General features: G+C 69.5%; 22 protein-coding genes. 13 read left to right on the forward strand and 9 right to left on the reverse strand.

Annotation, left to right across the window (positions count from 1 at the left end):
- The first annotated feature begins 23 nt into the window (after positions 1-23).
- Complete coding sequence (gene folE / locus Dsi01nite_RS25300) at positions 24-656, forward strand: GTP cyclohydrolase I FolE (protein WP_239136157.1); 633 nt, start codon at positions 24-26, stop codon at positions 654-656.
- Positions 657-795: 139 nt separating this feature from the next.
- On the opposite strand, the gene Dsi01nite_RS25305 is transcribed toward folE, so the two are convergent.
- A complete protein-coding gene (locus tag Dsi01nite_RS25305) occupies positions 796-2,868 on the reverse strand; it encodes a hypothetical protein (RefSeq protein ID WP_203848740.1) in 2,073 nt (690 codons plus the stop codon).
- Positions 2,869-3,297: 429 nt separating this feature from the next.
- On the opposite strand from Dsi01nite_RS25305, the gene Dsi01nite_RS25310 reads away from it, so the two are divergent.
- Complete coding sequence (locus tag Dsi01nite_RS25310) at positions 3,298-3,921, forward strand: hypothetical protein (protein WP_203848741.1); 624 nt, start codon at positions 3,298-3,300, stop codon at positions 3,919-3,921.
- Between the two features lies 1 nt (position 3,922).
- On the opposite strand, the gene Dsi01nite_RS25315 is transcribed toward Dsi01nite_RS25310, so the two are convergent.
- The 7 genes from Dsi01nite_RS25315 to Dsi01nite_RS25345 form a co-directional block, all read right to left on the reverse strand.
- Positions 3,923-4,552, reverse strand: coding sequence for a hypothetical protein (locus Dsi01nite_RS25315; protein ID WP_203848742.1), 630 nt, complete (start codon positions 4,550-4,552; stop codon positions 3,923-3,925).
- Complete coding sequence (locus tag Dsi01nite_RS25320; RefSeq protein WP_425554405.1) at positions 4,549-5,628, reverse strand: M23 family metallopeptidase; 1,080 nt, start codon at positions 5,626-5,628, stop codon at positions 4,549-4,551. Before Dsi01nite_RS25320 ends, Dsi01nite_RS25315 begins: the two co-directional genes overlap by 4 nt.
- A gap of 59 nt (positions 5,629-5,687) precedes the next feature.
- The gene (locus Dsi01nite_RS25325) at positions 5,688-6,230 is read right to left on the reverse strand and encodes a hypothetical protein (RefSeq protein WP_203848744.1); all 543 of its coding nucleotides are present in this window, start codon (positions 6,228-6,230) and stop codon (positions 5,688-5,690) included.
- A 6-nt stretch (positions 6,231-6,236) separates the two neighbouring features.
- Positions 6,237-8,216, reverse strand: a complete 1,980-nt coding sequence (locus Dsi01nite_RS25330; RefSeq protein WP_373318830.1) for an MFS transporter — start codon at positions 8,214-8,216, stop codon at positions 6,237-6,239.
- A gap of 5 nt (positions 8,217-8,221) precedes the next feature.
- Positions 8,222-11,512, reverse strand: coding sequence for an ATP-binding protein (locus Dsi01nite_RS25335; protein ID WP_239136160.1), 3,291 nt, complete (start codon positions 11,510-11,512; stop codon positions 8,222-8,224).
- Between the two features lie 122 nt (positions 11,513-11,634).
- A complete protein-coding gene (locus Dsi01nite_RS25340; protein ID WP_203848747.1) occupies positions 11,635-12,009 on the reverse strand; it encodes a hypothetical protein in 375 nt (124 codons plus the stop codon).
- Between the two features lie 59 nt (positions 12,010-12,068).
- On the reverse strand, positions 12,069-12,383 hold the full coding sequence (locus Dsi01nite_RS25345; RefSeq protein WP_373318831.1) for a hypothetical protein: 315 nt from the start codon (positions 12,381-12,383) through the stop codon (positions 12,069-12,071).
- A 341-nt stretch (positions 12,384-12,724) separates the two neighbouring features.
- Here Dsi01nite_RS25345 and folP point away from each other — a divergent pair, with 341 nt between their 5' ends.
- The 7 genes from folP to Dsi01nite_RS25380 all read left to right on the forward strand — a co-directional run bounded on the left by folP (position 12,725) and on the right by Dsi01nite_RS25380 (position 17,337).
- Positions 12,725-13,522, forward strand: a complete 798-nt coding sequence (gene folP, locus Dsi01nite_RS25350; protein WP_203848763.1) for a dihydropteroate synthase — start codon at positions 12,725-12,727, stop codon at positions 13,520-13,522.
- A gap of 14 nt (positions 13,523-13,536) precedes the next feature.
- Positions 13,537-13,902 (forward strand): dihydroneopterin aldolase, encoded by a 366-nt coding sequence (gene folB / locus Dsi01nite_RS25355; RefSeq protein WP_203848749.1) that lies wholly within the window; start codon positions 13,537-13,539, stop codon positions 13,900-13,902.
- Positions 13,899-14,420 carry a 2-amino-4-hydroxy-6-hydroxymethyldihydropteridine diphosphokinase gene (gene folK, locus Dsi01nite_RS25360; protein ID WP_203848750.1) on the forward strand — a complete coding sequence of 174 codons (522 nt, stop codon included), beginning with the start codon at positions 13,899-13,901 and terminating at the stop codon, positions 14,418-14,420. Before folB ends, folK begins: the two co-directional genes overlap by 4 nt.
- Before the next feature lie 15 nt (positions 14,421-14,435).
- Complete coding sequence (locus Dsi01nite_RS25365; protein WP_203848751.1) at positions 14,436-15,008, forward strand: DUF3180 domain-containing protein; 573 nt, start codon at positions 14,436-14,438, stop codon at positions 15,006-15,008.
- Between the two features lie 67 nt (positions 15,009-15,075).
- Positions 15,076-16,500: an ABC transporter permease gene (locus Dsi01nite_RS25370; RefSeq protein WP_203848752.1), complete on the forward strand. Its 1,425-nt coding sequence runs from the start codon at positions 15,076-15,078 to the stop codon at positions 16,498-16,500.
- 30 nt (positions 16,501-16,530) lie between these two features.
- Positions 16,531-16,818 (forward strand): hypothetical protein, encoded by a 288-nt coding sequence (locus tag Dsi01nite_RS25375; RefSeq protein WP_203848753.1) that lies wholly within the window; start codon positions 16,531-16,533, stop codon positions 16,816-16,818.
- A 99-nt stretch (positions 16,819-16,917) separates the two neighbouring features.
- Positions 16,918-17,337, forward strand: a complete 420-nt coding sequence (locus Dsi01nite_RS25380; protein ID WP_308442098.1) for a hypothetical protein — start codon at positions 16,918-16,920, stop codon at positions 17,335-17,337.
- Between the two features lie 52 nt (positions 17,338-17,389).
- Here the strand turns inward: Dsi01nite_RS25380 and Dsi01nite_RS25385 are convergent, their stop codons facing one another.
- Positions 17,390-18,382 carry an ABC transporter ATP-binding protein gene (locus Dsi01nite_RS25385; RefSeq protein ID WP_203848755.1) on the reverse strand — a complete coding sequence of 331 codons (993 nt, stop codon included), beginning with the start codon at positions 18,380-18,382 and terminating at the stop codon, positions 17,390-17,392.
- Positions 18,383-18,384: 2 nt separating this feature from the next.
- Between Dsi01nite_RS25385 and Dsi01nite_RS25390 the strand changes: the two genes are divergently transcribed.
- The 4 genes from Dsi01nite_RS25390 to Dsi01nite_RS25405 all read left to right on the forward strand — a co-directional run bounded on the left by Dsi01nite_RS25390 (position 18,385) and on the right by Dsi01nite_RS25405 (position 23,297).
- Positions 18,385-19,068, forward strand: coding sequence for an ABC transporter permease (locus tag Dsi01nite_RS25390; protein WP_203848756.1), 684 nt, complete (start codon positions 18,385-18,387; stop codon positions 19,066-19,068).
- 82 nt (positions 19,069-19,150) lie between these two features.
- Positions 19,151-19,840, forward strand: a complete 690-nt coding sequence (locus Dsi01nite_RS25395) for an ABC transporter permease (protein ID WP_203848764.1) — start codon at positions 19,151-19,153, stop codon at positions 19,838-19,840.
- Positions 19,841-20,018: 178 nt separating this feature from the next.
- A complete protein-coding gene (locus Dsi01nite_RS25400) occupies positions 20,019-20,999 on the forward strand; it encodes a glycine betaine ABC transporter substrate-binding protein (RefSeq protein ID WP_203848757.1) in 981 nt (326 codons plus the stop codon).
- A gap of 84 nt (positions 21,000-21,083) precedes the next feature.
- On the forward strand, positions 21,084-23,297 hold the full coding sequence (locus Dsi01nite_RS25405; RefSeq protein WP_203848758.1) for a hypothetical protein: 2,214 nt from the start codon (positions 21,084-21,086) through the stop codon (positions 23,295-23,297).
- The last annotated feature ends 56 nt before the right edge of the window (positions 23,298-23,353 follow it).

Consider the following 23,353-nt stretch of genomic DNA (forward strand, 5'->3'; position numbering starts at 1 on the left):
CAGTTGCCCAGGTCGAGGTCGAGGTGGAACTCGACCACGTCGCGGCCCGGCTCGTCAGCGGCAAGCTCGGCGGCGTCGAGGTCGAGCGCAACGTCGACCTGAAGCGCATCGAGGCCGCGGTCCGCGAGATCCTCCTGGCCGTCGGCGAGGACCCCGACCGCGACGGACTGCGCAAGACACCCGCCCGGGTCGCCCGCGCCTACGCCGAGCTTTTCGCCGGCCTGCGCGTCGACCCGGCGCAGGTCCTGTCCACGACCTTCGAGGCGGACCACGAGGAGCTCGTCCTCGTCCGCGACATCGAGGTCATGTCGATGTGCGAGCACCACCTGCTGCCGTTCCACGGGGTCGCGCACATCGGGTACATCCCCGGCCACGACGGTCGCATCACCGGGCTGTCGAAACTGGCCCGGCTCGTCGAGGTGTATGCCCGGCGGCCGCAGGTCCAGGAGCGGCTCAACTCGCAGATCGCCGACCTGCTGATGGCGGAGCTCGCCCCGCGCGGCGTCATCGTGGTGATCGAATGCGAGCACATGTGCATGTCGATGCGCGGCATCCAGAAGGGTGGCTCGCGCACGATCACGTCGGCGGTCCGGGGGCTGCTCCGCGACGACGCCAAGTCACGCGCCGAGGCGATGTCGCTGATTTTGCGCGGCTAGGTCTTCGGTGCTTCCGCGCTGTTCCTGATTCTCGTGGTCTTCCTGGTCCTGGGCTGAGCCCAGGACCAGGTTTTTCTTGGTTTGGCTGTTTCCTGGGCTCAACCTAGGACCAGGTTTCTTGGTTTGGCTGTTCCTGGGCTCAGCCCAGGAACAGCACCGCGCCGAAGACGATCATCGGGACCAGGGCGAGCAGGCTGATCGCCATGCCCATCACCGGGGTCCTCGCCGTGGGCCGCCGGGTCGTCGCGCCGATCGTCAGCCAGCCCAGGCCGAAGGCGAGCGCCGGCAGCACCAGCGCACACGGCACCGCCAGCAGGCTGATCCCCTCGAACCGCTCACCGGCCAGCAGCGTCGGCACCTGGACGAAGGCGGCCAGCACCGCGAACGTGAAGTAGATCGCGGCATTGATCCAGGCCCGCGTGCTGGATGCCGTGCCGGACCGGTCGGGGGCGGCGAGCGCGCCCTCAGACTGCTTCAGGCCGGCTGCTGCCACGCGGAGGGCGTGGGAGACCCTGCCGGGGAGGGACTCGGGCGCTGGGGGGCTCTGAGGGCTCTGGGGGCGTGCGGTGCCGGTCCCGGTGGCGCCGGTGGAGACGGGGGCGGGCACGCCACTGACGGCCGCCGGCCGGACCGGCCCACCGCTGACCTGCGCCGGGCTCTTGGCGTGGCTCGGGACGTAACCCGGTGCCTGGCCCGGGCTCTGCGGCCGGGCCGGGACACCGCTGACCGGCGGGCGATAGGTCGGCTGCGCGCCCGTCGGGCCGTTGTAGTTCGGGGCGCCAGGGTAGGTCTGGAACGGGCCCATGATCGCGCCCGTGTTGCCCGCGGTGCTGCCCAGGTACAGGTTGCCGGTCGCCGGCGGGCTGGGGACACCCGGCGCCACCGGCGGTGCACTGACCGGCAGGGTCGCCGTGCGCGAACCCGGCTGCTGCGGCCAGGTCGTGGCGGGCTCCTGCGCCGCGCCGCGCCGCCGCCCCGCGGGCTGAGCCGCGGGCCGGGCCGCACCCGTCAGCACGGCCGCCGCGGTCTGCGTCTCCTGCCAGCTCGGCATGAGATCGAACGCCCGGCCGCCCGCCTCCCGGGCGATCTCCGTCAGGTACGCCTGGTGGTGGGCGAGCTTCGCCCGGATCGCCGACAGGTCGTCGCGGGCGGCCTTCAACGCCGCCTTGTGCTCCGCGACGACCGCGATCACCTCCCGGCGGACCGCGTCGAGCCGCTGCCCCGCCGCGACGTAGTTCAGCCACGCGGTGCGACTCGGCTCGCCGACCTGCGCCGGGGGTGCGCCCCAGGGGCCGCTGAGCTGGGCACAGACGCGGCGCACCAGATCGGCGGGAGGATCCTGGTCGAGATACACCGGGGCGTTGAGCCGGGCCGGGGTCACGCCGGTGCCCGAGAACGTCGCCCCCGGCGGGTCACCCACCCACGCGTGCGGGTTACGGATCGCGATCTGCGTCGCGTGCGGCAGCGGCGCCTGCGTCGTCTCCGCCGTCAACGGCGGCGGCGGCCACCCCGCTGCGATCAGATGCAGCCGGCCGGCGGGCCCAGCGTGCGCCAGCCCCGCGATCCTGGCCAGATCCCGGCCCTCGGTGAGCTCAGGAAGGGACGCGATCACGATCAGCAGCGTCGGCCCCGGGGCGTCGGTGCGGGCGGCGATCCACTGCTCGCCCTCATCCAGCACCGCGCGAAGACCCTCCGCATCACTTACCGGCGCCGGCATGATCGACTCGATGCCCGCGAACCACCCGAACGTGGACCCCGAGTCCACAGCGTCGATGGCCCGGATCCTCACCGACCCCGGCGGCGACGAGGCGAGCAGCCGAAGCACCAGACTGCGCAGCAACCCCGCGACCCGACTGTCCCTGGCATCGGCGTCAATGGCGATGTGCCCGGCCCGCAGCAGCGGCACCACCACCGGGAACCGCGCGTCGTCCAGCGGATGCGCCTGCCCCACCCGCACAAACGTCGGCGGCAACGGCCCACCGAGCGGCGTGGTCGGCGCGAGCGCGTCCAGCTGCGCACCCAACCAGCCGGGCGCCAGCTGGTTCGCGTCGGCCCTGAGGCTGGCGGTGAGGTCGTGCTGCTCCGCGTACTGCGAGGCCGGCGCGGCACTCGGCGAATACGCGTCCAGCACCGGCCCAGCGGCGGCGACCAGCGCAGCGGTGTGCCGGTGCAGCGCAGCCGCTCGCTCGATCCGTGCCCGCAGGCGTGCCACCGTGCCCCTTTCCGCCCTTGCCGATCCAGCAGATGCGGGAACGGTAACGCAGACTGGGGAAGCAGTCAGTAGGCGCACTGGGAGTCTTGCGTTCCCGCAGGTGCGGGCTCTGGTCCTGATACCCCCACCACGTCCCTCCGATCTTGCGCACCTTGCGATCGGTACTTGCGACGAGCCTTTGCGCTGACGTTCGCGGGTGTTCCCGGCTTCCGTGGCGTGGTCGGCTGCCGTGATCTGGTCGGCTTCCGTGGGGTGGTCGGCTGTCCGGCTCTTTGGCTTTCGGTGCGGGCTTTGGCTTCCGGCGCGTGAGTTGCTTCGCGGCGGCTTCGGGGGCTCGCCGGCGGGGTGGTGCACAGGCTGTTTGTGGCGTGGGCAGTGCTGCGGCGCGGGAGGGTGCCAGTCTTCGCGTGGGCGGATAGCCTCTGATGCGTGGACCCATCGAAGCCGAACGAGCCGAGCATCGATCAGGGCAGGTCAATCCCCCGATCCCGCCCAGCCGACGACGAGGTCCTCGAAGGCGAGATCATCGGCAAGGACGAGCCCCTGCGCCGACCGGGCCCCGTCCCTCCATCGCCGCCGAAGCCACCAAAGCGAGGCCTTGGCGTACGCAAGACCCTGCTGATCGTGGTAGCAGTTGTGGCACTGGGCCTGTGCCTCGGCGGTTCGATTACCGCATACGTCCTGTACGACAAGGCCACCAGACCTGACCGCAGCAGTCCCACGGTGACCCTCCAACAGTATCTGAACGCACGGATTAATGCGCACGACGATGCCAAGGCTTCCGTATTTGTCTGCGGCTCTCCGGAGCTGAATGTGATCGATTCGGAAATTGACAGGATTCGAGACTTGGAGGCAAAATTCGATATCGCCGTTACCGCCTCGTTCTCCGACATGGCGCTCGCCTCGGCGGGAGAAGTCTCGGAGTTGCGCCTAAAAATCAACTTCGTGATTCCTGAAGAAGATGAACGCAAGTCGGTTCTGGTGCAAGACTGGAAATTTGAAATGGTTTACGCCAATGGCTGGCGAGTGTGCGGTGCGGAGAAAACGTACTAATCTATTCGATCCAGATTAAGTGAATAGGCAATTCGAGAGTCTTCGGTGCCTGCCCGCTCCATGCCCATCGGTACCAGTCCAGCTCCGTGCAGATGCGAACGCAGATGTCGCCCTCTGCGCTATTGTAGGGTTCTGTTACAACCCGCAGGTCCCGTTCGTCTCGTCCGACCTTGTTATCTGGCCCCGGCAGCCGTACCACCCGCAGTCCGGTGACGATTCCGACGTCATGTACTGGCCGTGGTGGTCGAGCCGGTGGCGCATCGAGCGACACCAGCCGTCCCACAAGCTCCGAACGGCCTCCGGTCGCCTCCACTGTCGCCGAGATTCGCTCGACCCAGACGCGCTCGATCGGCACCAGTGGTGCGAAGACCTCGGTCTGTTCGGATTCGGCCCGGTACCACTCCTGCTCAGGCAGTACCGGTACATAGGTACGGCTTGCTTGGATCACCGCGTCGTCAACACGCAGGTCCCCGCGCCAGCCTAGACCCGGTAGCCCGACCATCGCGCGTCGACCACGCAAATCGCGAACCGCCGCGGCCGGCACCAGTTCAATTCCCGCGGGAGCGCGTTCGGTGCTGCCGGCGATCAGATCCCAATCGGGAAGGTCGTCATCGTGGGGAAGATCGCTCACGGCTCACCTCCGAGCGGCGCGCCCATCAGCTGCATGAACTGCACTGGGTCGACCGCGCCGTTCTTGCTCGAATCGTTGTGCAGATGCGTTTCGAAGTGTAGATGAGGGCCTGAAGAGTGGCCGGTTGTGCCCGAAAGGCCGATTTCCTGACCTGGCGCGACGCTTTGACCGACGATGACGTTCGGCTGCTTCACCATGTGGCAGTATCGAGTGATGATGCCATTGGCATGCAGAATGTCGACGAACCACCCGCAGCCCCGAACCGACGGTGAGCCGTCCCGGTCGCAACCCCAGGGCTTTCCGTTCGGGCCGATTGCATCGCAGCGCACCTTTATGACTCGACCCGCCGCGGCCGCGTGAATGACGGTGCCTCTCGGCACGATGAGATCGACACCCTGGTGCGTGGGGCGGGATGCCGTCCGGAACCCAGAGCCGACTTTTCCTTTGACCGGGGCAGTCCATCCTGATGCGGCGATCTGCCCCACGTTGACGCATTGCAACTCGGTCTGGTCTCCGACAGCGCGCGCGGCACCGCCGGTCAAAGAGTTGACGACCGTCGACGCCAGTTCCTCATGCTTCGCATATGCGTTGGGGTACGCGCTGCGCTGCACCTTCTGCGCGGCGCGAGTCAGACTCATAGTCTGCCAACCCGGGATCGTAATTAGCTTGTCGTAGAACTTTCGCGACGAGTATTTCGGATCCATGATCTGCTCGGGCGTGCCCCAACCCGTGCTGGGCCGTTGCTGGAACAGGCCAAGCGAGTCGTGGTCATTTCGAGTGCCAAGATTTGGTAGATTGCGCAGCCAGGACTCTTGCATCGCCGTGGCGACGGCGATGACCCAGCCTCGCGGGGGCACCTTGAGATCCTGCCCAACCCGAACGATGATTGCCGCGTTACGGACCTGCTCCGGAGTGAGTCTGCGGTGGTTTGGCATTTCCGCCGAAACATCGACCAGCTTGCCATTCCCGCAGCCCGAGTCATACGTGACCGTCTTGTTCGCCGCGTCGAGGAAGAACGACACCACGCCACCACTGCAGCACACCAGCACCAATACTGCGGCAAGCGCGATCAGCAGTGCTGGGCGGAGTTTGCGCTGGCCCTCCTCACCGGGGGCGCTGGCGGTCTCGAAATCCGTCACGCCATCTCCCAGTCCAAGGAGGTGACTTGCCAACGCCCATTGATTGCCTCGAGCTGCAGGACGATTGTCCCGCCGTCGGCCGGTATCTTTGCGGTCGCAACCTGACCGAAATCCTCAAGGGCGGTCGGACCAGTGATCGTGGCAGCAGGCACATCGCTCGGGTCCGTATCAGCGAGGTCTTCCATCAACTCGCTCGACGCGTCCGGCTTCAGCCCCGCTCGCCACTGTTCGCCGGAGACGCCGGGTTTGCGTATCCATGCCTTCGCAAAGCGTGTGGCGACCGCGGTTGCGTCAGCTGCACCCTTGCTGAGCGAAGGAGCTGCCGAGGCCGACTCATCTTGCACCCCATCGTCGCCGAGCGAGCTGAACGGATCCGGGGTCTTGGTTGCAGGAGCTACAGTCGGACCGAGCGCGTCGTTGTCCGACTGGTCGCCCTCCGTGAAGATGGTACGGCCGAATCCCACTGCCACGAGCACCACGACGATGAGCGCCATCGCAATGCCGTACCGCGTGCCGAGTAGACGCAGAACCGTACGCATGGATTCTCACCCCGGCAGGTTTGCCGACTCCGGTCGTCGCGCCGGCGTCCGGTCCTGTGTGGACCGATCTGAGTCGGGTCGATAGATGGAATACGACGGCGCGGTCTCTGCTGGCGAGTCCGGCTCTTCCCACACCGGCTCACGCCGTCGACGCTGTGGACCGTCCTGCCGCGTCGGCCGCTCTTCAGGCCTGGCCACGCGTTCGCCGGTCTCCGAGGATCGTTCGCCAGCGCCGGTCGAACGTTCACTGCCGCCCACCGACAACGGGTCTTCGTCCCGGGACTCCGGCCGTTGCCGGACCGGACCGGCCTCGCCGCGCCGCTGTGGTTCGTTCGTCCCCCCAGCGTCGACGACCTTAAGTGCGGCGGCTTGGCGGACATCGCGCAGGAACAGCCTGTGCCAGCCGCCGACTGAGGTGATTGCCTTGGTGGAGTCTTTTCCGCCAAGCTGTGTGATCCGGCGATACGGTCGCAGCAACAGCCAGCCGACGATCCCGGTCAGCCAAATTAGCAGAACCTGCAACCAGCCGGCCAATGAGGCGGTATCAAGAATCAGGCTCACTGCGAGTAGGTAGATCGCTGAACCGGTTCCAAAGATAATGATGTTGAACATTGCGGCAATAACTGCATTGCCGAGCCGTCGTAGACCGGCGTTGGCTGGTCGGAGCAGTCCGACCGTTCCTAGAATTGGCGAGGCGATTACGGCCCACCGGAAGATCAGGAATCCAAGGATTACTAGCACGGAGGCTGTAATGTCAAAAAGGGCGAAGAATAGTGCCGAAAGAATCGCCAGAAATCCTGCGCCAACTCGATCCATCCCTCTGCTGCCTTGCAGGTGCTGATAGGCTTCTGGATCTTCGGTCTTTATTTGTTCGGCGATCCGCATCCATCGCTGCTGCTTTTGCTCGGTGATGGTCTTTCGCATCGTAGATCCGATTGATGGGCCCGGCTTGCCGTCCCGAATGCGCGCCTCTTCTTCGGCAGCCGCTCGGCGTTCATCTGCTCTAATGCTCTGGATGTCCTGCCAGGAAAATGACTTTGCATCGTAGAGTGCGGGCCCGTATTTAGTAGCGGTGCTGTTGTCTGCAGAACCGAGCGTGCCTCGGAGCCAATTTCGGTACAGGAGCCCGTCCACGACAGTATCGCTGGCTCGGGCTGCCGGGAGGCGGATATCTTGGCAGGCTTTAGGATCGATATTGCGGCATTTTTCGGGTGGGATTGTTTCGTTGGGCGGACCAACGGCGTCGTGAATGACTCCAAGACTAGAAATTAATGTCCGATCTGCAATTCCTGCGGACCATGTGGGCCATGCGGCAATTGCTGTGATGATTACCATCACGAAAAGCGCCCAACCCGCCGTCGTGACGGCATTAGACAGGTCTGATTGCCTTGAGCGCCATAGAAGATATAGTCCGACAATGGTCAGCGTCACCGCACCGAATGCCGTAAATACTTTCGAATACACTGCTTTGGTGGCTGTTTCGACGAGTGGGTCTGCCCATCCCCACATGTATGTAGGATCCCATGCACGCTCGCGTACTGCGTTGGATGCTCCGATTATGCCTGTGGCGATAAGAAACTCGCCATTTGCTACTGTGTTCTCGAATTCGGCGCTTGGGTTGGTTACGACTGACGCGCATTTAAGGTCATATGTTGTAAAGTCGTAGCCAGCGTAGCCATACTCGCTGTGCCGAAACCAGAGCCGGGAGCCCCGTGATGCCTCAGGCTCGGTAGCGAACCAGCCGGCCACGCCCGAGTCTGGGGCGCTTGGTGTTGGTGCGTCCAAGCAACTCACCCGGGACTGGACATCAACCTGTAGCCGATCCGCGCAGTTCTGGAAATTGCCCTGAACCCGCCACTCTTCAACAGAGCACAGCCCACCCTCCGGTGCCTGCACCGGGCCGGGCGCTGCGGCCGCTGGCCCCGCTGGCCCGGCGAACAACGTTGCCACTGCGGTCACGATGATGACAGCTGCGTACACGGGCAGGCGTCTCACCTGTCGACCTCCGGGTCGTCGTCGTGGATGTCCACGACCTCGCCGCCGACGGTGCCGTCGACGTGTACACCCCCCGGTGTCGTGTCGAGGTAGCGCAGGAGGTCGCGGACGTAAGAGACGTCGACGCGGACCTTCTGCACCCGGCCGTCCACGTCGCGCATGACGAACTCGCGGAATCCCAGTCGCGAGGACGAGGACGTGTCGACCTGGGAGAGTGCCGCGAGCGTCTGCTCGTAACCGACGTCGGTCGGGACGCGCAGCAGGCGCAGCGCCTCGGCGGCGATCTCGGAGTCCTCGGCGATGCGGCCGACGAAGACGGTGGAGACGAGGTTCTGCACGTCGAGGCCGAGGATGTCGCGGGGGTTCTGGGAGGCGACCAGCGCCGCGAGGTTCCACTTGCGGGAGTCCCGGGCGAGCCGGACGAGGAAGGAGCGGCCCGAGCGCCAGCCCTCCATGAAGTGGGCCTCGTCCAGGCCGACGAGCTTGCGTTGGGTCATGTCGCCGCCGTAGCAGCGGCGGACGGCCAGGCGGTGGGCGGTGTGCAGCATCGGGAGGGCGAGGGACTCCTCCGCGGACCAGTACTCGCGCTCGATCTTCAGGTCCGGCAGGCGCAGGCCCGCCATGGTGATGACGGTGAGGGTCGCGTCGGCGCCGAGGAGGCCGGGGGGTGGGGTGCCGAAGAAGAGCATGGCGAGGGGCATCTCGGCGGTGTCCAGGAGGAGGTTGCCCAGCTCCAGGGCATCGTGGTCGCCGGTGTCGCGCAGGGAGCGGATGACGTCCTCGAGGGTCGAGGACTCCTCGGCCGGCACCTGACGGACGGCGTGGCGCAGCATGGTGGCCGTGGACGCCTCGCGGGCGACCTGCGGCGGGACGAGCATCATGCAGATGTCCTGCACGAGCATGCGGCGCTCGGCTCGCGCGTTGGAGATGGCAATCTCAAACTCGCGGTCGCCGCCTGAACCAGCAGCATAATGACCGCGTTGCGGCGTGGGGATCAGGGAGTACGGCGCCAGCGTGCCCTGCTCGGAGCCGGTGAGGTTCAGGACGCGCGAATACGGCGCCAGCTCCGGCATCGCGCACAAGCGGGCCAGGGGGCCGGAGGGGTCGAGCAGCGTGACCTGGACCCCGCGGCGGGCGTTCAGGTAGCCCAGGGCGCCCATGAGGGTGGACTTGCCACCGCCGGGCTCGGCGACGAAGACGGCCAGGCCGGAGCGCTCGCGGACCTCCATGGGGAAGTGCAGGTCGAGGAAGACCGGGCGGCGGGAGGTGCCGGCGGTGCGGCCGATGAGGTCGCCGCGGCGGTCGCCGACGGTCGAGGCCGCCTGGGGCAGGGCGGCGGCGAAGAGCTTGACCGGCATGCGGCGCAGGTAGCCGGTGTTGGCGAGGGGTTCGCCGGGGATGAACTCGCGGGCCAGCCAGTCCTGCTGCTTCGGGTGTTGCAGGGCGACCCGCATCTCCCGGGAGTACATCTGGGTGACCCGGCGGGCCCGCTCCAGGCACTCCTCGCGGGTGCGGCCGCCGACGGCGATGCGGTGCCAGCCGTGCGCGCGGGAGGAGTCGACGGGAAGCCCGGTGCTGATCTCGTCGCCGATGGTGAGGGCGCGCTTCGCGAGGCGTTCCAGCTCCGGGGGAGCGTCGATGCCGTGCTCGCTGTAGTCGGCCTGCTGGGAGCGGATGAGTCTGAGCCGGTGCTCGAGGTTGCGGAACGAGTCGTTGGGGCCGAGGATGTCGATCCGCGAGGAGAGCTCCATCGGCCAGGGCAGCCGCTCGTGGAAGTGCAGCCAGGGCTCGTGCCGCTCGGGGATCTCCAGGGGCTCCATCCGGCCGACGGTGAGGACCGCGACGTGCCGTTCCTCGCCGCTGACCCGGTTGACCAGCTTGACCGTGGAGCCGTAGGGCGTGCGGTACCGCTCGACCTGCTCGGTCATGGCCAGCAGGTCGCCGCGGTCCCAGGAGCCGTCGAGGGTGGTGATCTGGCCCGGCGGTGACATGCACAGCGCGACGGAGCGGTAGAGCAGCCATTCCAGCTCGAACGCGGTGACCCGGCGGCCGCGCATGCCGAACGCGCCGAGGACCTCGTCGAACTGCTCGACGGTGCGGGCCATCCTGCGCCGTTCGGCGTCGGCGACGCCGCGGCGGAAGAGGGAGCCGATGCGCTCGGCGAAGGTGTCGCCGAGGGTGCGCCGGGCGAAGGAGATGCCGAGGTAGGTCTGGCCCTCGGCGTGGTTGATCGCCAGGAGGTGCTTCTGGGCGGCGACCAGGTGGTCGGCCCATGACGGGCCGGCGCCGGCGGACGGCAGGGGATACGGCGTGTTGTTGTCCACCACGCGGGCCCACTGGTCGGCCGGGAACGGCTTGGTGGTGCGGCGCAGGTGCAGGCGGAACCCGGCGAGGCCGGCGTACTGCTCGGAGATCGCCGACAGCAGCGCCTCACGCTCGGCGTCCGGGCGGAACGCCCAGCGGACCTCGGGCAGCCAGTACCAGGCGGTGACGGTGTTCGGGGTGAACGTCAGGTGCCCGGCGATCTCGGTGATCGCCAGGTCGATCGACGCCTGGCGGTCCTTGTGCCGGGGTTTCGGGGTGCGATCCAGCGGCGTCCGCCGGCCGGGCTTGACCGCGGGCAGGGCCCTGGCCGGCCGCGGCGGCTGCTGCCCCGGGGCGTCCTGCGGGTTCCGGCGAGCCGGTGGCACCGCCACCACTTTGCCGTTCGTTTTGGCGGGTGTACGGCTGGTGCCTCCGCCCGACGGTCGACTGGGCAGCCGTGATGAACGATCCGGCTGCCGCTGCGATGGCTGCCGTTCGGTGGGTTGCCGACGGTCGGCCGGCGGCCGCTCGGCCGTCCCGGGCCGGCCGAGCATGCGGGGATGCTCGCCGCTCCACTCCAACACGTCCGGGTGATCGCGGTCCGCGAGCCCGCCGCGGTCGAGCTGCTCCGGGGCCGGGGGCAGCGCCGGCGGGCCGGCCTCGATCGGCCGTCGCTCGACTGGCGTGCGGTCCAGCCGGCGTCGCTCGTAGGCGCCGGGTGGCAGCGCGTCGGTCCGTGGCACCACCCGTTTGGGGGCGCGCAGGTCCTCCGGGGCCCGGCCGGCGCCGGACGACGGGGCCGCCGACACCGGGATGCCGGAGATCGGCCGGCTGCTGCCGGGATCGAGGGCCTTCACCCGGTCGCGGGGCCGCCCGCTGGGCGGGTCGTCGAACAGGCCGAGGAACGGCGAGTCGACGTCCGCCGCGGCTGATGGGGGAGTCGACGCGCCGGCCGGGCGATCGGCCGCCGGGCCGCGGAACATCGCCACGCGACCGCCCTCGGCGGCGGCCCTCAGTCCGCCATCGTAGTCAGACGTGTGCGCAGCGTCGTCATCCGTGTCCGGCTGATTGGAGTAGCCCCCAGTGCGACGGGGAGGCGGGTTGGTCATGCGAGATCACCGGTGAGTTCCGGACGGATCCGCACCCTGGTGGCCACGAGCCTGGCATCGCGCTGCTCGTGGCTCGGCTCCCGGGTGTGGCGCCAGTCGGTCAGGGCTGTGCGGACCACCATCCGGGCGGGACGGTCGGGGTCGACGTAGCGGAAGATCAGCGACGTCGCCACGATCGCGAGGGCGATCTCGTAGGCGGGGAAGAAGTCGACCTGCAGCGTGATCATGTAGCGGATGAACATGAACAACGGCACCAGCAGTGCGAACACCCCGTACTGCGCATAGGGCAGCTGGACAGGCAGGGTGTAGCCGGGCGGCCCGAGGTAGACCAGACGGGCCCGGTAGATGTCATCGTCGGTGCGCAGCCGCATTCTTGTTCACTCGTCTCAGCAGTGAGGCTCAGCAGTGAGGCCGGGGAGGCAAGGCAGCCCTAGTTGGTTCCGAAGATCAGCTTGACGAGCGAGTCGCCGAAGAAGAACAGCGACGCGGCGCCGGCGACGAACGCCAGCCCGATGATCGCGATGGCGGAGCTCGTGAGCACCCGCGAGACCTCGCCCTTGCTGGCCCGGCCGATGAAGATGACGCCGAGCACGGCGAGCAGGATCGGCACGATCTTCTGGATGAAGAAGTCCAGGACGCCGTTCGTGTTGATGGTCGGCTGTGGGGACGGCGTCGGCGCCAGGGCTATGGCGTCCGCGATGCGGGTGGTCTCCCCCCACAACGCCTGGCCGATCTCCAACAACATCATCAGACCTCCCCGGAGGCGCGACGGGCGAGGTGCACGCCGCGCGTTAAGCCTCGCTGATAAGACGACCCGGTCATACAACCCCGGCTGCTGTGTCGCCCTCCAGCGGAACCTTATCCGGGCGTTTGCCCTGCTAAATGCCCATTGTCGGGTTTAACGGTCCGAATAACGTTCACTTGCAGAGAGTACGTTGCAGCCCTCTTTCCAACAAGCTGACCGGTCCGTGATCAGTGTTGCGGATGAGGCGCGTGCGCGGTTACCCCTGGTGGGGGACAGGTGACTGACCGAAGGTGAGTACCTTCATTCAGGTGACGCTCCTTCGCCGTCCTTCCCCCGTGGTCATGGGGGTGCTCAACGTGACTCCGGACAGCTTCTCCGACGGCGGCCGCTATGCCGGGCTCGGCGCCGCGGTCGACCACGCCATGCAGATGGTCGAGGAGGGCGCCGACGTCATCGACATCGGCGGCGAGAGCACCCGCCCGGGCGCCGACCGGGTCGACGCCCGGACCGAGCTGGACCGGGTCCTGCCGGTGATCCGCGAACTGGCCGCGGCCGGGGTCGTGATGAGCATCGACACGACCCGTGCGGCGGTCGCCGCCGAGGCCGTCGCCGCCGGGGTCGCCCTGGTCAACGACGTGTCCGGCGGTCTCGCCGACCCGGACATGGCCCGCGTGGTCGCCGACGCCGGCTGCCCGTGGGTGCTCATGCACTGGCGGGGGCATTCCCGGCGAATGACCGATTTAGCCCTTTACGACGATGTCGTCAAAGAGGTTTGTGCCGAACTGCTGGAGCGCGTCGACGAGGCCGTCGCCGCCGGCGTCGCACCCGAACGGCTGATCCTCGACCCCGGCCTGGGGTTCGCCAAGAAGGCCGAGCACACCTGGCGGCTGGCCGCGCACCTGCCGGAGCTGGTCGCGCTCGGGTACCCCGTCCTCGTCGGATCGAGTCGCAAGTCCCACCTCGGCCGGCTGCTGGAGGCGTCCGACGGGTCCGCCCGCCCGACCGGGGACCGTGAGGCGGCCACGATCGCCACGACCGTGCTCTCCGTCGCCGCGGGTGCCTGGGGTGTGCGGGTCCATGAGGTCCGTGGCAACGTTGATGCGATCAAGGTGTGGCAGGCCGTACAGGCGGCGCGATGAAGACAGGCGGTGCCATGACGGCTGACCGGATCGCTCTGACCGGGCTCCGGGTCCGCGGCAACCACGGCGTGTTCGACTTCGAGCGCCGGGACGGCCAGGACTTCGTGATCGACGTGGTGCTGGAGCTCGACCTCACGCCCGCCGCGAAGTCCGACGACGTCACCGACACCGTGCACTACGGCGAGCTGGCCGGGCGGCTCGCCGAGGTCGTCGCCGGCGACCCGGTCAACCTGATCGAGACCCTGGCCCAGCGCCTCGCCGACGTGTGTCTGGCGGATCCGCGGGTACGGGCAGCGACGGTCACCGTCCACAAACCCCAGGCGCCGATCCCGCTCGAGTTCGCCGATGTCGCCGTCATCATCCGCCGGGAGCGCACATGACGAGGGCCGTGCTGGCGCTCGGCAGCAACCTCGACGATCGCGAGGCCAACCTGCGCGGCGCGGTCGACGGGCTCGGCGACGTCGTGATGGCCGTGTCCGGGGTGTACGAGACACCCCCGTGGGGCGACCCCGACCAGCCGCACTACCTCAACGCGGTCCTGCTCGCCGTCGACCCGGCCGCGACCCCCCGCGACTGGCTCGACCGGGCCCACCGGCTGGAGGACACCGCCGGTCGCGTGCGGGACCCGGAGCGCCGCTTCGGCCCGCGTACGCTTGACGTAGACGTCATCGCCGTCTGGGACGACGACGACCGGCCGGTCATCACCGACGATCCGGAGCTGATCCTGCCCCACCCGCGGGCACATCTCCGGGCGTTCGTGCTCCGGCCGTGGCTCGACATCCAGCCCTACGGGCAGCTGCCGGGCCACGGATGGCTCTACGAGCTGGTCCGGGCCGCCCCGGTTGCCGCCGACCTCGCCGACCTGCGCCCGCGGGAAGACATCCACCTCGATTCGTGATCTGGAGCCGAGCCGATGGCCACGCCGTCACCCGACGAACCGAACGCGACCGGGCCCAAGGGCCGCATGGAGCCGACCAGTCCGGCCACCCTCGTCATCGCCGCGCTCGCGACCACGGCGCTGTCCTGGATCGGCATCAGCAGCCTGTGGAACAGCCTGCCGACGCTGCCCTGGCTGCCGCCGCTGACCCTGATCGGCCTGGCGATCTTCGAGGGCTTCGAGGCCTACTCGACCCGCAACCGGATCCTCCGCAAGGAGGGCGCCGGCCCGCTGCAGCCGCTCATCATCGCGCGGTACGCCGTCCTCGGTAAGGCGTCCGCGCTGGTCGCCGCCCTGTTCGGCGGTCTCTACCTGGGCATGTCCTCCTGGCTGCTGACCCAGCGGGGGGTCCTGGCCAAGGTCTCCGAGAACCTGCCGCAGGCCCTGCTGGGCGTGGCGGGATCGATCGTGCTGCTCGCCGCCGCGCTCTGGCTGGAGCGGGCCTGCCGGGTGCCACCCAGCACCCGGGACAAGGATCTTCCCAGGCAGGGCCGCCTGGACGGTCGCCGTGAGGGCGATCGCACGGAGGACGAAAGCCTCGATCGATAGGCATCTGGAACAAACACTGTCGTCTTCCGCGCCCAAAGACTGTCGCAGGTCACAATCCGCGGTTACTGTGCGACCCGTACCGGTCGTCGGCTGGCAGGAGGCGCGCGCGATGGCGTACGACGACTCGCGGTTCCGCGGTGAACCCGGGTTCCGTGAGGAGCCCGACTTCCGCTCGGGCGGCGTGCCCGAGGATGCGCCGACGCTCGGGGTGTCCAACCAGTCGGTCTACACCCCCGGCTCCTACCCGGCCGCCGGCACCGACTACAGCGTGCCGCCGACGGAGAGCACCCTGGGCCTGGCCGCCCGGCGGGCCGCGCCCAGCCCGGCGCAGCTCGGCGACGTCTTCGACGACCCCGAGCACGGCGAACCCGGCCGCGACCGGCTGGCGGTCCACGCGCTGTGGGAGATGGTGCTGCTGCTCGCCACCGCCTCCCTGCTGTACCTGCTGCGCGACGCGCGGCCGGAGGCGCTGCGCGGTGCCGAGTTCGAGTCGCTCCTGCTCGCCGGGGCCGAGCTGGGTCTCGTCGCGATCGCCATGGGGCTCACCCTGCGGGCCGGCGCCGTCAACCTCGCGCTCGGTCCGATCGCCTACGCGTCGGCGCTGTTCTTCGCCGACAACTCCCACCGCGGTCTGGCGGTGACGGCCAGCATCACCGCCCTCGTCGCCCTCGGCGTCGGCGTGTTCATCGCGGTCCTGGTCGTCGGCTTCCACGTCCCCGGCTGGGCGGCCAGCCTCGGCGTGGCGCTCGCGCTCATGGCCTGGATCGCCGACCAGAACGCGGAGCAGGTCGTCGCCGGTGCCTACGACCCGCACGACCAGGCGCTGTACTGGATGCTCGCGGTCGTCCTCGTCGGGGTCGTCGGCAGCGCCGTCGGCCTGGTCCGGCCGGTCCGCCGCTCGGTCGGCCGGTTCCGCCCGGTCGCCGACCCCGCCCGCCGCCGGGGTGGCGGCGCCGCCACCATCACCGGCCTGGCGATCGCCGGCTCGGCCCTGCTGGCCTCGGTCGCCGGGGTGCTGACCGCCCTCGACGTCCGCGAGGTCACCACCACCGAGAACGGCATGGCCGCGGCCGGTCTCGCCACCACCGCCCTCGCCGTCGGTGCGGCCCTGATCGGCGGCACCTCCGCCTACGGCCGCCGCGGCGGCGTGTTCGGCACGGTCCTGGCCGTCGCCGCGATCACGCTGCTGTTCCGGTACTCCGCCGCCGAGAAGTGGAACATCGCCCCGCTCGCGGTCGCCGGCGGCGCGATCGTGATCGGGCTGGTCGTGACCCGCCTGGTCGAGACCTTCGGCCGGCCACGGACCGTCGCGGACGAGGCGATCGAGGAAGAGGTCTGGACCCCGAGCACCGCGGGCTACGGCTCCTCCGCCCAGACCGAACCCGACAACGGCTGGTCGGCGTCGCGGACCGGCGGCTGGACGAGCCAACTGCCGGCTCGCACCACCGACGAGGACTGGGGCGTCGAGGAGCGGTGGGGCAGCAACCGCTGACCCTCCGGCCGGCCTCGCTAAGCTGTGGTCATGACCGACGCCACCCTTGCGGAGCTTGACGCGCTGTCCACCGAGGAACTCCGCGAACGCGCCTTCAACCTCGCCCGGCAGCGTCGCGACGTGAAGTTCTTCTGGGACCTGTTCAAGCACGTCACGTCCAGCAACGACGAGACGCAGGACGGCTGGCTCGGCTCGCTGGACGCCACGATCGACGACGTCGTCGCGCTCTGGCGGGAGGTCACCGACCACACCTACGGCGAGTCCGAGCCGCTGGTGCGCGCCGCCTTCATCGACTACCTGATGTCGCCGGCCAAGTAACTATCGGTAGTCGTTTATAAAACGTGTTTCCCGGGACTAATCCGGGGCATGGCTGTTACTCGTTCGCGCTACCGCTCCGCCGCAAGCGCGGGCACGCTGGTGGCATTCCTGTTGGTGCTGATCTTCGGCAGCCCCTGGTACGTCGACTGGGTCAACTCGGGCAACCGTGGTCTGTTCCTGGAGACCCTGGCGTGGCCCGCGTGGAACTTCGACACCGACCAGTCGGTGCGTGACCTGCTGGCCGCCGATCTGAAGGCGATCCTGCTGGTCCTGTTCACCGCGGTGTTCATCAAACTGCTCGTCGGCGCGCAGCTCGCCAGCGCGCGCGGCACCATCTCGGCGATCCTCACCGGATGGGCCGCCTACATCTTCGCGGCCGCGCTGGCCGCACTCATCACCGCGTTCCTGCTGGCCAACGCGTCGCTCGCGTCCGCGGTCATCGCCGCCACCGGCGGCGCCGCATACGCCCTCATCGTCGGCTGGATCGTCGGCCTGGCATCGATGGCGGGCCGCCGGTAACGCCTGGCGGCGCGAGACCGGCGACGGACCCCGCCGCCGGTCTCGCGCGGTGTCACCGGGTGGCGGCGTCGACCTCGGCCAGCGCTAGCTGTACATCCGCGGCGGACAGCAGACCGAGCACCTCGTCGCCGTCCCGCACCACCACCGAGCCCGTCCCCGACGCCAGCATGGTGCCGAAGGCGACCCGGAGCGTGGCGTCGGCGGCGACGGAGGGCAGGCCGTCGGGCGCGCCGTCCAGCGGGTGCAGCCGGTTGCGGGGGATCGGGGTCACCGACAGGCGCATCACCCCGCGGTCCTCGCCGATGAACTGCTCGACGAACGCGTTGGCGGGGCCGGCCAGGAGCTCCGCGGGGGTCGCGTACTGCTCCAGGTGGGCGTGGTCGGACAGCACCGCGATCTTGTCGCCGAGCTTGATCGCCTCCTGCAGGTCGTGCGTGACCAGGATCGTCGTCTTGCGCACGCTCTGCCGCAGACGCAGGAACTCGTCCTGCAGCCGGCCCCGGTTGATCGGGTCGACGGCGGAGAACGGCTCGTCCATCAGCAGCACCACGGGGTCCGCGGCGAGCGCGCGGGCGAACCCGACCCGCTGGCGCTGGCCACCCGACAGCTCGTGCGGATAGCGGGCCGAGTACCGCCCCGGCTCGAGGCCGACCAGGTCCAGCAGCTCGTCGGTGCGCGCGGCGATCGTCTTCTTGTCCCAGCCGAGCATCCGCGGCACGGTGCCGACGTTGGCCCGGACGGTCTGGTGCGGGAACAATCCCACATTCTGGATGACGTAGCCGATCGTCCGCCGCAGTCGCACCGGATCGACGCTCGTCACGTCCTCGCCGTCGACCAGCACCCGGCCGCCGGTCGGCTCGATCAGCCGGTTGATCATCCTGAGGACGGTCGACTTGCCGCAGCCCGACGGGCCGATGAGCACGGTCACGTCGCCGCCGGCGATGTCCAGGCTCAGCTGGTCGACCGCCGTGGTGCTGTTCGGGTACGTCTTCACCAGCCGATCGAGGGTGATCGGCGCGCCGTCGGTCTTCGCGGTACGGTCCACGCATGTCCTTCCTGGCTCGCGGTGAGGCGGGCAATCCCTGGTTTTCCTGGAGCTATATCCGGGATAACGGTGACACGCTCTGGGACGCGCTGGTGGATCATGTGGCCATCACCGTCTGGTCGGTCGCGATCGCGGTGGCCATCGCGGTGCCGCTGGCCGTGCTGGCGTACTGGGTACGCCCGCTCGCCACGCCGATTCTGACATCAGCGAGCGTGCTTTACACGATTCCGTCGCTGGCCCTGCTCGCGTTCCTGGCCCCGTTCCTGGGCACCGGCCGCACCCCGGTCGTCGTGGCGCTGGTGCTGTACGCCCTGATCATCCTCATCCGCAACGCGCTCACCGGCCTGCAGCAGGTGCCCGGCGACGTGCGCGAGGCCGCGACCGCGATGGGCTACAGCCGGGCCGCCCGGCTGTGGCGGATCGAACTGCCGCTGGCGCTGCCCGCGATCCTGACGGGGCTGCGGCTCGCGACGGTCTCGACAGTGGCGTTGGTCACCGTCGGCTCGATCGTCGGCTCGCAGGGTGGCCTGGGCTCACTGATCCTGAACGGCTTCCGCGCCAGCCTCTACAAGGCGCAGATCCTGACCGCCACGCTCGTGTGCGTGCTGCTCGCCCTGACCCTCGACCTGCTGCTGGTCGGGCTGACCCGGGCACTCACGCCATGGATGAGGAGGCGGAGCTCATGAGCGGCCAGCGCGGCGGCTCGGGCCGCTCATCATGTGACAGGTGTGGTTCAGGTCGGCGCTGGAGCGCAGCGGAGGCGACGGCATGAACGTGATCAACGACATGTTTCTGTGGTTCAACGACCCGTTGAACTGGACCAACCCCGACGGGATCCTGGTCCGCCTCCGCGAGCACCTGGAGATCTCGTTCCTGGCGGTGCTCTTCGGCTGCCTGGTCGCCTGGCCCGTCGGGATCTGGCTCGGCCGCCGCGGCGCCGGCTCCGGCGTCGTGGTCATCCTGTCCAACATCACCCAGGCGATGCCGGTCATGGCGCTGCTCACCATCCTGTCGCTCGGCCCGCTCGGCATCGGCGTGCCGGCCGTGGTGGTCGCCCTCGCGGTGTTCTCGCTGCCGCCGTTGCTGGCCAACGCGTACACCGGCATGCGCCAGATCGACGACGAGATCCGCGACGCGGGCAAGGGGATGGGCCTGACGCAGGCGCAGATGCTGTGGCGGGTCGAACTGCCCCTCGCCGTGCCCTACCTCGCGACGGGCCTGCGCATCGCGACCACCCAGGTCGTCGCCACCGCCACCCTCGCGACCATCGTCAACGGCGGCGGCCTCGGCAACATCATCTACGCCGGGTTCGGCCTCGGCGCGGGTCGCGGCGACGCCCAGATCCTGGCCGGCGCGGTCCTGGTCGCGGGGCTCGCGCTGCTGGTCGACGGGCTGATGGCCCTGGTGGAGCGCAAGGTCACACCCAAGGTGTTGCGGCAGGCCGCAGGGCGGGTATGACGGGTCGTTACGAAACCGTGCCTGGTTGCGGTTGCCGATTTCCCATAGGCGGAGTTGCCTATTCAACTAGCGGGCGGACTACATGCGAGCTGCATGTCGACAGCGCCGTCCGTCGGACACGCGGCCGGTCACAGTGATCGCGCCGGGACACGGAAGGCGGGCCATTTTGCGAACTGCCATGCGCGCCACGCTCGGGGTCCTTCTGGGCCTCGCCACCGTCGGCCTCGCGGCCTGCGGTGATGAGGGCTCCTCGGGCACCAAGGCGCCGGCAACCGTGAGCGGGGCCGGCTGTGCCCCGATCGCGGGGGACAAGCTTGTCCTCCTCACCGACGACAAGCAGCTGCAGCTGGCGGACAACGTCATCGCCGCGGTCAACACCAAGGTTGCCGATCCTGAGCTGATCGCGGCGCTGGACAAGGTCTCCGACGCGTTGACGCCGGAGAAGCTGATCCAGCTCAACAAGGCGGTCGTCGTGGACCGCAAGACCTCCAAGGTCGCGGCGGAGGACTTCGCCAAGGCCGAGAACCTCACCGCCGGCATCGCGAAGGGCAAGGGCGGCCCGATCAAGATCGGCGCCGCGGACTTCGCGGAGAACGCCACGCTCGGCGCGCTCTACGAGATCGTCCTGGACGCCGCGGGTTACGACGCGACCGTCCAGACCATCGGCAAGCGCGAGATCTATTACGGCCAGCTGACCAAGGGCGACATCCAGGTCGTCCCCGAGTACGCGGCCACCATCACCGAGCACATCAACGGCCTGACCAACGGCAAGGACGCCAAGGTCCTGGCCTCCGGTGACGTCGACAAGACCGTGACCGCCCTCAAGGACATCGGCGGCAAGGCCGGGCTGTCCTTCAGCAAGGCGTCGAAGGCCAACGACCAGAACGCGTTCGCGGTCACGACCGCGTTCGCCGAGAAGAACGGGGTGAAGACGCTCAGCGACTTCGCCGCCAAGTGCTCCGGCAAGGACACCGTCCTCGGTGGCCCGGCCGAGTGCCCGCAGCGGCCGTTCTGCCAGGTCGGTCTGGAGAAGACCTACAACCTCCAGGTCGGCAAGTTCGCCAGCCTCGACGCGGGTGGCCCGCTGAGCCTTGACGCGCTGAAGAAGGGCACGGTCACCCTCGCGCTCGTCTTCTCCTCGGACGGCTCGCTCGGATAACGCACAGTAGTGGTGAAATGCCCGTCCTCGCTTGCCGTGGGCGGGCATTTCGCTTGCCCTGAAGACTAGGTAAGGTCTCTGCTCATGCCAGCCACGGAAACCACCGGAGGACGGCCGAGCACCAAGTTGCTCCAGATCCTCTTCTGGGCTGGCGTCGGCCTCGCTCCGCTGGCTGCGCTGCTGTTGCTGTTCGGCGGCGGGTTCGTCCTGCAGCTCGCCGCGGTCCTCGCGGTCCTCGTCGTCGTCCTTATCGGCCTGTCCATCGCGCTGCGCCCCGACAACGAAAACGTGCGCGGCGAGATCGAGGAGGCGATGTTCGAGGAGCTGGACACGCTCCGCGACGACATCCGCGGCGACATCACCCATGCGGCCCGCGCCACGCACGGTCAGCTCGTCGAGCGCATCGGCGTGCTGCACGAGACCGTCGACGCGCTGCGCAACCAGGTCGACCTGATGCGCGGCCAGCTCGAACGCACCACCCGCGCGGCGCAGCAGGCCGCCGCCCAGCACGCCGGACCGCAGCCGGCCGGCTCCGCCGCAGTGCCCCAGGGCGTGCTGCGGCACACCGAGACCGTGCAGGTCACCACCAAGACCATGGTCGTCGACCCGACCGACCAGCGGCGCGACGGCACCGTGTACGGCGCCCGCCCCGAGATCCCGCAGCAGCGCCGCCCGACCTCGGAGCGTGACGCCGACTGGCCCCAGCGCCCCGGCGAATGGTCCGACCGGGACGGGCAGGACTGGCACGAGCCCACCGATCGGGCCCGCCACGACAACGGCCGGGTCGTCGAAGGCAGCCACTGGAACGAGGCACCCGGGCGGGCCGGCTGGAACGACCGCGGCGACGACCGCGACCAGGGTGAGCGCGGCGGCCGGGCCGGTTCGCACGACCGCGGGCGCGCGGGCCGCGAGCCTTCCGACTGGGCCGACCAGTCCGACCGCACCGGCCATGTCTCCGGTCACGCCTCGGGGCACGGTTCCGGTCACGGCGCCGGGTACGGGTCCGGTCACGATGCCGGACACGCCCCGGGGCATGGTTCCGGGCGCGGGGACTGGGACGAAGACGGCGACGGCGGCCGGGCCGAGCGCGGTGGGCGTGGCGACTGGAGCGACCGCGGCGACGGCGGCGGTCGCGGGGGCCGCGGCGAGTGGGCCGACGGCGACCGGGCGGACCGCGGGGGCCGCGGTGAGTGGGCCGACGGCGACCGGGCGGACCGCGACCGGGCGGACCGCGGCTCGCGGGGCGAACGGTCGGACGCCGACACCGGTCGGGCCGCTCGCGGTGACTGGGGCGCCCGTGACGGCGACGGTGGCCGTGACGGTGGCCGCCGCCGGCGCGAGGAGTGGACCGACCGTGGCGACGGCGACCGGGGGCGCGGCGAGCACGCGGGCCGAGCCGACCACGCCGACCGGGGCGAACGAAGCCGGGGGGACCACGCCGACCGCGGCGGACGTGGTGAGCACACCGACCGCGGGGGTCGTGACGAGCAGTCCGACCGCACCGAACGCGGCTGGGGCGCCGAGCGCATCAGCCGGTCAGAACGCACCGAACGCTCCGAATGGACCGAACGCAGCGAACGCTCCGAGTGGATCGAACGCACCGAGGCACCCCGCGAGGAGTCCTGGACCGAGCAGCTGCTGCGGGAGCGGATGGCCCGGGCCGACGGCAACGGACCGTCCGGCGAGGTCGAACGCCCCGGCGGTCGCCGCCGCGCGCACGACCCGGACGACGACGCCGGCAACGTGACCGGGGTCCGCACCACCGACCGGTGGGCGTCGGTCCACAGCGACGAGCGCGGCGGCCGCGAGCTGCGCATGGGCGAACGCCGCGCCGCGGTCCACGCCGACGAGACCGGCACCCACGTCCGGATCGAGGACCGCTGGGCGTCCGTGCGGCACGAGGAGTACGCCCCCACCACCCCCGAAGACGAGCCCCGCCGGGAAAGCCCCCGCCGATCCGAGGCCCGCCGCGAACGCGAACGCCAACGCGACCCCGACGGACACTGGTCCGAGAGCAGCTACGAGGAAGCCCGCCGCGACGACGCCGGCACGACCCGCTGGTCCGAGGTCCGCCGCGACCGCCCCGCCCTCGGCGCGGCCCAGGCCGCCCTGCCCGCGTCCCCCACCTCGCGCTGGCAGGACCCCGCTCCCGCCCGCGAGGACGAACGGGTGTCCCGCCGCTCCCGCCAGGACGACGACGAGGACTACGGCTGGAACGGCTCCCGCGACGAAGCCCGCCCCCGCCCGACCCGCCAGATCGTCGACTTCGAAGGCAACGACGACCGCTGGTTGAGCTGAGCTGTGATTCTGCCGCAGCGCTGTAATGCTGCCGCAGCGAGCTGCGGCGGCGGGGG

The sequence above is a fragment of the Dactylosporangium siamense genome, from assembly GCF_016862795.1.
Classification (GTDB): Bacteria; Actinomycetota; Actinomycetes; order Mycobacteriales; family Micromonosporaceae; genus Dactylosporangium; species Dactylosporangium siamense.